Origin of the sequence: Streptomyces niveus, from assembly GCF_001723055.1 — a bacterium.
Lineage (GTDB): Bacteria > Actinomycetota > Actinomycetes > Streptomycetales > Streptomycetaceae > Streptomyces > Streptomyces niveus.
The window spans coordinates 25,523-32,091 of record NZ_MDCR01000199.1; the positions used below are offsets into that span (position 1 = coordinate 25,523).

Below are 6,569 nucleotides of genomic sequence, written 5' to 3' on the forward strand. Positions count from 1 at the left end.
TTCGCGACGATCCGATAACGGCTTCCGTACAGGCCTTTAACTGACATCTACGCGCGTTACGATCGCGGCGAAACCAGCGCCGGAAGAGGCGCCCTAGGTCGCTTTTGAAGGAGCCTCCCTTGCGCCGGATCACCAGGTTCGCAACCGTAGGCGTCGCATCCGCGGCGCTTGCGCTGAGCGCCACCGCGTGTGGCAACACCTCCTCCTCGGACGCCGCGTCCGACTCGAAGGAGAAGAGCGTCGCCATCGCCTACGACATCGGCGGCCGCGGTGACCAGTCCTTCAACGACGCCGCCTACGCGGGTCTGGCGAAGGCCGAGAAGGACCTCAAGATAAAGGGCAACGACGCCGAGCCGTCCGACGGTGAGGCCGACGCGGACAAGATCCAGCGCCTGACCGAGCTGGCCCGCTCCGGCAACAACCCGGTGATCGGCGTCGGCTTCGCCTACGCGCCGGCCATCAAGAAGGTCGCCCCGAAGTTCCCGAAGACGACCTTCGGCATCATCGACGACTCCTCGGTGACCGGCGACAACATCGCCAACATGGTCTTCAACGAGGAGCAGGGCTCCTACCTCGCCGGTGTCGCCGCGGCCAAGACCACCAAGTCGAAGACCGTCGGCTTCATCGGTGGCGTCGAGACCCCGCTGATCAAGAAGTTCGAGGCGGGCTACGCCCAGGGCGTCAAGGACACCGACCCCTCGGTGAAGGTGCTCTCGCAGTACCTGACCCAGCCGCCGAACTTCGAGGGCTTCTCCAAGCCCGACCTCGGCAAGGCCGCCGCCCAGGGCCAGCTCGACAAGAAGGCCGACGTGATCTACGCGGCGGCCGGTCTGGCCGGCTCCGGCTCGATCGAGGCGGTCTCGACCGCGGGCGCCGGCAAGTGGAGCATCGGTGTCGACTCCGACCAGTACGCGCAGGCCGGTCTCGCCCAGTACAAGGACAGCATCCTGACGTCGGCCACCAAGGACGTCTCCGACGCGGTCTACAACCTGATCAAGTCGGTCGCCGACGGCAAGCCGCAGAGCGGTGAGATCCGGTACGGCCTGGACAAGGACGGCGTCGGCCTCACCGACACCAACCCGGCCTACGTCAAGATGACCGAAGTGACCGCCGCCGTGGACAAGGCCAAGCAGGAAATCATCGACGGCAAGATCACCGTCAAGACCACCCCGTAACACCACGGGCCCGGAGCGGCGGCGCGAGCCGCCGCTCCCGGTTCCGGTCACCGGAACCGGCCCCATCTCCCCAAGATCTACGCTCACGATTCGGCAGCGCTACGCGTGTAGACGCCCCTCCGGCGCGATAGCTTCACCCCCGCCCTGCCCTCCGCCCCGCCTCCGGTCCTTTTCCGGCCAAGGAGAGTGCGTCATCAACGCGTCCAGCAGTCCGCCCGCCGTAGAGCTGCGCGGCATCACCAAGCGGTTCCCCGGTGTCGTCGCCAACCACGACATCGGCATCACCATCAACAAGGGCACCGTGCACGCCCTCGTCGGCGAGAACGGTGCCGGCAAGTCGACCCTGATGAAGATCCTCTACGGCATGCAGAAGCCGGACGAGGGGACCATCACCGTCGACGGCGACCAGGTCACCTTCAACAGCCCGGCCGACGCCATCGCGCGCGGCATCGGCATGGTGCACCAGCACTTCATGCTGGCCGACAACCTGACCGTCCTGGAGAACGTCGTTCTCGGGGCCGAGAAGCTGTACGGCATCGGGCAGGCGGCGCGGAACAAGATCCGCGAGATCTCGGAGGCGTACGGCCTCGGGGTCCGCCCCGACGCCTACGTCGAAGACCTCGGCGTCGCCGACCGCCAGCGCGTGGAGATCCTCAAGGTCCTCTACCGGGGGGCCCGCATACTCATCCTCGACGAGCCCACCGCGGTCCTCGTCCCGCAGGAGGTCGACGCCCTCTTCGATAACCTGCGTGAACTCAAGGCAGAGGGCCTCACCGTCATCTTCATCTCGCACAAGCTCGGTGAGGTGCTGTCCGTCGCCGACGACATCACCGTCATACGGCGCGGTACGACCGTGGGCACGGCGGACCCCGCCAGCACCACCACCAAGCAGCTCGCCGAGCTGATGGTCGGCAGCGAACTCCCCTCGCCCGAGACCCGCGAGTCGACCGTCACCGACGTGCCGGTCCTCACCGTCGCGGACCTGCGGCTGACCGCCACCGACTCCGACGGCGTCGTACGCGAGGTCCTGTCCGAGATCGGCTTCACCATCCATCGCGGCGAGGTCCTGGGCATCGCGGGCGTCGAGGGCAACGGCCAGACCGAGCTGATCGAGACGCTGATGGGTCTGCGCGACCCGGACGGCGGCGTCATCACCCTCGACACCGCCGACATCTCGCACGCGCCCACCCGTGAGCGCCGCGAGAGCGGCATCGGCTACATCCCCGAGGACCGGCACCGGCACGGACTGCTGCTGGAGTCGCCGCTGTGGGAGAACCGCATCCTCGGCCATGTCACCGAGCGCCCCAACAGCCGGCGCGGACTCCTCGACCCCAAGGCCGCCCGCGCCGACACCCGGCGCATCGTGGTCGAGTACGACGTCCGTACACCCGGCATCGACGTCACGGCCTCGTCCCTCTCCGGCGGCAACCAGCAGAAGCTGATCGTCGGCCGCGAGATGAGCCACCTGCCGAAGCTGCTGATCGCCGCCCACCCGACGCGCGGCGTCGACGTCGGCGCGCAGGCCCAGATCTGGGACCAGATCAAGGCCGCGCGCAGCGACGGGCTCGCGGTGCTGCTGATCTCCGCCGACCTGGACGAGCTGATCGGGCTCTCCGACACCCTGCGCGTGATGTACCGCGGCAGGCTCGTCGCCGACGCCGATCCCGCCACCATCACCCCGGAGGAGCTGGGCACCGCCATGACCGGCGCCGCGACCGGCCATCTTGAGGCAGCCCCGGAGGACGAGGCCCGATGAAGAAGTTCGACAAGGACCGGCTGATCCTGGGCCTGGCCGGCCCGGTGCTCGCCCTGGTCGTCGCCATAGTCCTCACCACGGTGGTGCTGCTCGCGTCGGGCACCAATCCGTGGGAGCCGTACCGGATCATGTTCGAGTCGGCGAGCTACGTCGACGTACAGGTCCTGATCGTCAACCAGGCCGGCACGTACTATCTGGCCGCGCTCGCCGTCGCCGTCGGCTTCCGGATGAACCTGTTCAACATCGGGGTCGACGGCCAGTACCGCCTCGCCGCGATGATGGCGGCGCTCGTCGGTGCCAGCGTGAATCTGCCCGGCCCCTTCCAGATCGCCCTCATCGTCCTCACGGCGATGCTCGTCGGCGCCTTCTGGTCCGGCATCGCGGGCATCCTCAAGACCACCCGCGGGGTGAGCGAGGTCGTCTCCACGATCATGCTCAACTCGATCGCCACCAGCCTCGTGGCCTGGCTGATCCTGCCGAAGAACTTCGGTGAGCAGCCCGCCGGCTCCAACAACCTGACGACCGGCGAGATCCCGGAGTCCGGCTGGTTCCCCGGACTGTCCATGGGCGCCGAGGCCGGTGAGATCTACGGCTTCACCTTCGTCGCCGCGCTCTGCGGTGTCATCTACTGGTTCGTCCTCGGCCGCACCCGCTTCGGCTTCGACCTGCGCGCCACCGGCGCCAGCGAGAGCGCCGCGCAGGCGTCCGGTGTCGACGCCAAGAAGATGATCCTCACCTCGATGCTGATCTCCGGCGCGGTCGCGGGTCTCGTCGGTATGCCGACCCTGCTGGGCGACAGCCACACGTATAGCCTCGACTTCCCGACCGGCCTCGGCTTCACCGGTATCACGATCGCGCTGCTGGGCCGCAACCATCCGCTCGGCATCGCGTTCAGCGCGCTGCTGATCGCCTTCCTCGACAAGTCGTCCGCCTCCCTCGACCAGTACGGGTACGAGAAGGAGATCGCGACGATCATGCAGGGCCTGATCGTGATCTCGGTCGTGGTCAGTTACGAACTGGTCCGCCGCTACGGGCTCCGCCGCCAACAGCAGAAGGTCGGCGAGGAACTCGCCGCCGGCGGCGCGATCAAGACCGACGCCGACGCCGAATCCACGAGTGACAAGGGGGCTGCCCTGTGAGTACCAGCACCGTTACCGCAGCGAACGCGGCTCCCAAGAAGGGCGGCGGCCGGCGCAAGCTCACCCTGCCCGTCGTTCTGCTGATCATCGCCGGCGGACTGGCCCTGATCTCCCTGGTCCGGCTCATCAGCGGCGCCGAGGACATCACCTCCGTAGGACAGGTGGCCGGGGCGCTCGAACTCGCCGTACCCATCGGTCTCGCCGGACTCGGCGGCCTGTGGGCCGAACGGGCGGGCGTCATCAACATCGGGCTCGAAGGGATGATGGTCCTCGGCACCTGGTTCGGCGCCTGGGCCGGATTCCAGTGGGGTCCCTGGGTCGGAGTCCTGTTCGGCATACTCGGCGGGGCGCTCGGCGGTCTGCTGCACGCGATCGTCACCGTCACCTTCGGCGTCAACCACATCGTCTCCGGTGTGGCCATCAACATCCTCGCCGTCGGCGTGACCCGCTACCTCTCCAACTTCACCTTCGCCAACGAGCCGGGCGGCTCCTCCAAGCAGTCCCCACGGATCGACTCGATCACCGAGATCACCATTCCAGGGCTCGCCGACTTCCTGACCGATCTCCAACAGAAACACTGGTTCCTGATCTCGGACATCGCCGGCGTGCTCGGCGGTCTGGTGACGGGCCTTTCCCTGCTGACGATCGTCGCCCTGCTGCTGATCCCGGGCACCTGGTGGGTGCTGTGGCGTACGTCCTTCGGACTGCGGCTGCGCTCCTGCGGCGAGAACCCGATCGCCGCCGAGACGCTCGGCGTCAACGTCTACAAGTACAAGTACATCGCCGTCACCGTCTCCGGCGGACTCGCTGGACTCGGCGGCGCCTTCCTGGCGATCGTCGCCACCGGCATCTACCAGGAGAACCAGACCGGCGGACGCGGCTACATCGGTCTCGCCGCGATGATCTTCGGCAACTGGATGCCGGGCGGCATGGCGATGGGCGCCGGTCTGTTCGGCTTCACCGACAGCCTCAAGCTGCGCGGCGGCGCCGAGAACGTGCACGCGATGCTGCTTCTGCTGGCGATCCTGCTGGTGCTCGTCGTGGGCTGGCAGCTCTACAAGCGCAAGTACGTCTCCGCCGTGATCTCGGCGGCCGTCTCCGCGCTGCTGTTCACCTGGTACGCCCTGACGGACCAGGTCCCCAGCCAGTTCGTGGACGCCGCCCCGTACGTGACGACGCTGCTCGTCCTCGCGCTGTCCGCGCAACGGCTGCGGATGCCGAAGGCGAACGGCATGACCTATCGAAGAGGCCAGGGCACATGACGGACCCCGACGCCGGAGGCGGCGACTTCGACTGGGAGAGCCTGCGCTCGGCGGCCCGGGACGCCATGTCCCGTGCGTACGCGCCGTATTCGGGCTACCCGGTCGGCGCCGCCGCCCTGGCGGACGACGGCCGCACCGTCACCGGCTGCAACGTCGAGAACGCCTCGTACGGCCTCGGACTGTGCGCCGAGTGCGGGCTCGTCTCCGAGCTGCACGCCACGGGCGGCGGCCGGCTCACGCACTTCAGCTGCGTGGACGGCGCGGGCGCGCTGCTGGTGCCGTGCGGCCGGTGCCGCCAGCTGCTGTACGAGTTCGGCGGCCCCGGGCTGCTGCTCGACACCCCGGCGGGGGTTCTCCCGCTCGCCGAGATGCTGCCCCAGGCCTTCGGGCCGCAGCACCTCGCTTAGCACGTAAGACGCACCACCTACTCGCACTGCTGTTAAGGGAACCCATGGACGTCATCTCCGTCATCCGCACCAAGCGGGACCGCGGCGAGCTGAGCCCAGAGCAGATCGACTGGGTCATCGACGCCTACACGCGCGGTGACGTCGCCGACGAGCAGATGTCGGCCCTGGCCATGGCGATCCTGCTCAACGGCATGAACCGCACGGAGATCGCCCGCTGGACCGCCGCCATGATCGCCTCCGGCGAGCGCATGGACTTCTCCTCGCTCTCCCGCCCCACCGCGGACAAGCACTCCACGGGCGGCGTCGGCGACAAGATCACGCTGCCGCTCGCGCCACTGGTCGCCGCGTGCGGCGCGGCCGTACCGCAGCTCAGCGGGCGCGGCCTCGGCCACACCGGCGGCACTCTCGACAAGCTGGAGTCCGTCCCCGGCTGGCGCGCCCGGATCTCCAACGCCGAGATGCTGGACGTGCTGGAGTCCACCGGCGCGGTGATCTGCGCCGCCGGTGACGGTCTGGCCCCGGCCGACAAGAAGCTGTACGCGCTGCGCGACGTCACCGGCACCGTCGAGGCGATCCCGCTCATCGCCTCCTCGATCATGTCCAAGAAGATCGCCGAGGGCACCGGCTCGCTGGTCCTGGACGTCAAGGTCGGCTCCGGCGCCTTCATGAAGACCGTCGAGGACGCGCGCGAACTGGCGGCGACGATGGTCGGACTCGGCACCGACCACGGCGTACGCACCGTGGCGCTGCTCACCGACATGGCGACCCCACTCGGTCTGACCGCGGGCAACGCCCTGGAGGTACGGGAATCGGTCGAGGTCCTCGCGGGC

General features: G+C 68.4%; 6 protein-coding genes. All 6 read left to right on the top strand.

Annotated features, from left to right (window positions below; translation table 11 throughout):
• Positions 1–119: 119 nt before the first annotated feature.
• Complete coding sequence (locus BHU15_RS23105) at positions 120–1,175, top strand: BMP family lipoprotein (RefSeq protein WP_069628952.1); 1,056 nt, start codon at positions 120–122, stop codon at positions 1,173–1,175.
• 226 nt (positions 1,176–1,401) lie between these two features.
• Entirely contained in the window at positions 1,402–2,931 is a 1,530-nt protein-coding gene (locus tag BHU15_RS23115) for an ABC transporter ATP-binding protein (protein ID WP_069628953.1), read from the top strand.
• Positions 2,928–4,070, top strand: coding sequence for an ABC transporter permease (locus BHU15_RS23120; RefSeq protein WP_023539127.1), 1,143 nt, complete (start codon positions 2,928–2,930; stop codon positions 4,068–4,070). Before BHU15_RS23115 ends, BHU15_RS23120 begins: the two co-directional genes overlap by 4 nt.
• Entirely contained in the window at positions 4,067–5,332 is a 1,266-nt protein-coding gene (locus tag BHU15_RS23125; protein WP_023539126.1) for an ABC transporter permease, read from the top strand. Before BHU15_RS23120 ends, BHU15_RS23125 begins: the two co-directional genes overlap by 4 nt.
• Positions 5,329–5,739 (top strand): cytidine deaminase, encoded by a 411-nt coding sequence (locus tag BHU15_RS23130; RefSeq protein WP_069628954.1) that lies wholly within the window; start codon positions 5,329–5,331, stop codon positions 5,737–5,739. The genes BHU15_RS23125 and BHU15_RS23130 overlap by 4 nt, the downstream gene beginning before the upstream one ends.
• Before the next feature lie 44 nt (positions 5,740–5,783).
• The coding region (locus tag BHU15_RS23135; RefSeq protein ID WP_069628955.1) for a thymidine phosphorylase at positions 5,784–6,569 on the top strand (786 nt) is incomplete at its 3' end.

Bases quoted from the DNA above. Each gene is read 5' to 3' on its own strand.
- BHU15_RS23120 (WP_023539127.1), top strand. From the start codon at position 2,928: ATGAAGAAGTTCGACAAGGACCGGCTGATCCTGGGCCTGGCCGGCCCG.
- BHU15_RS23130 (WP_069628954.1), top strand. From the start codon at position 5,329: ATGACGGACCCCGACGCCGGAGGCGGCGACTTCGACTGGGAGAGCCTG.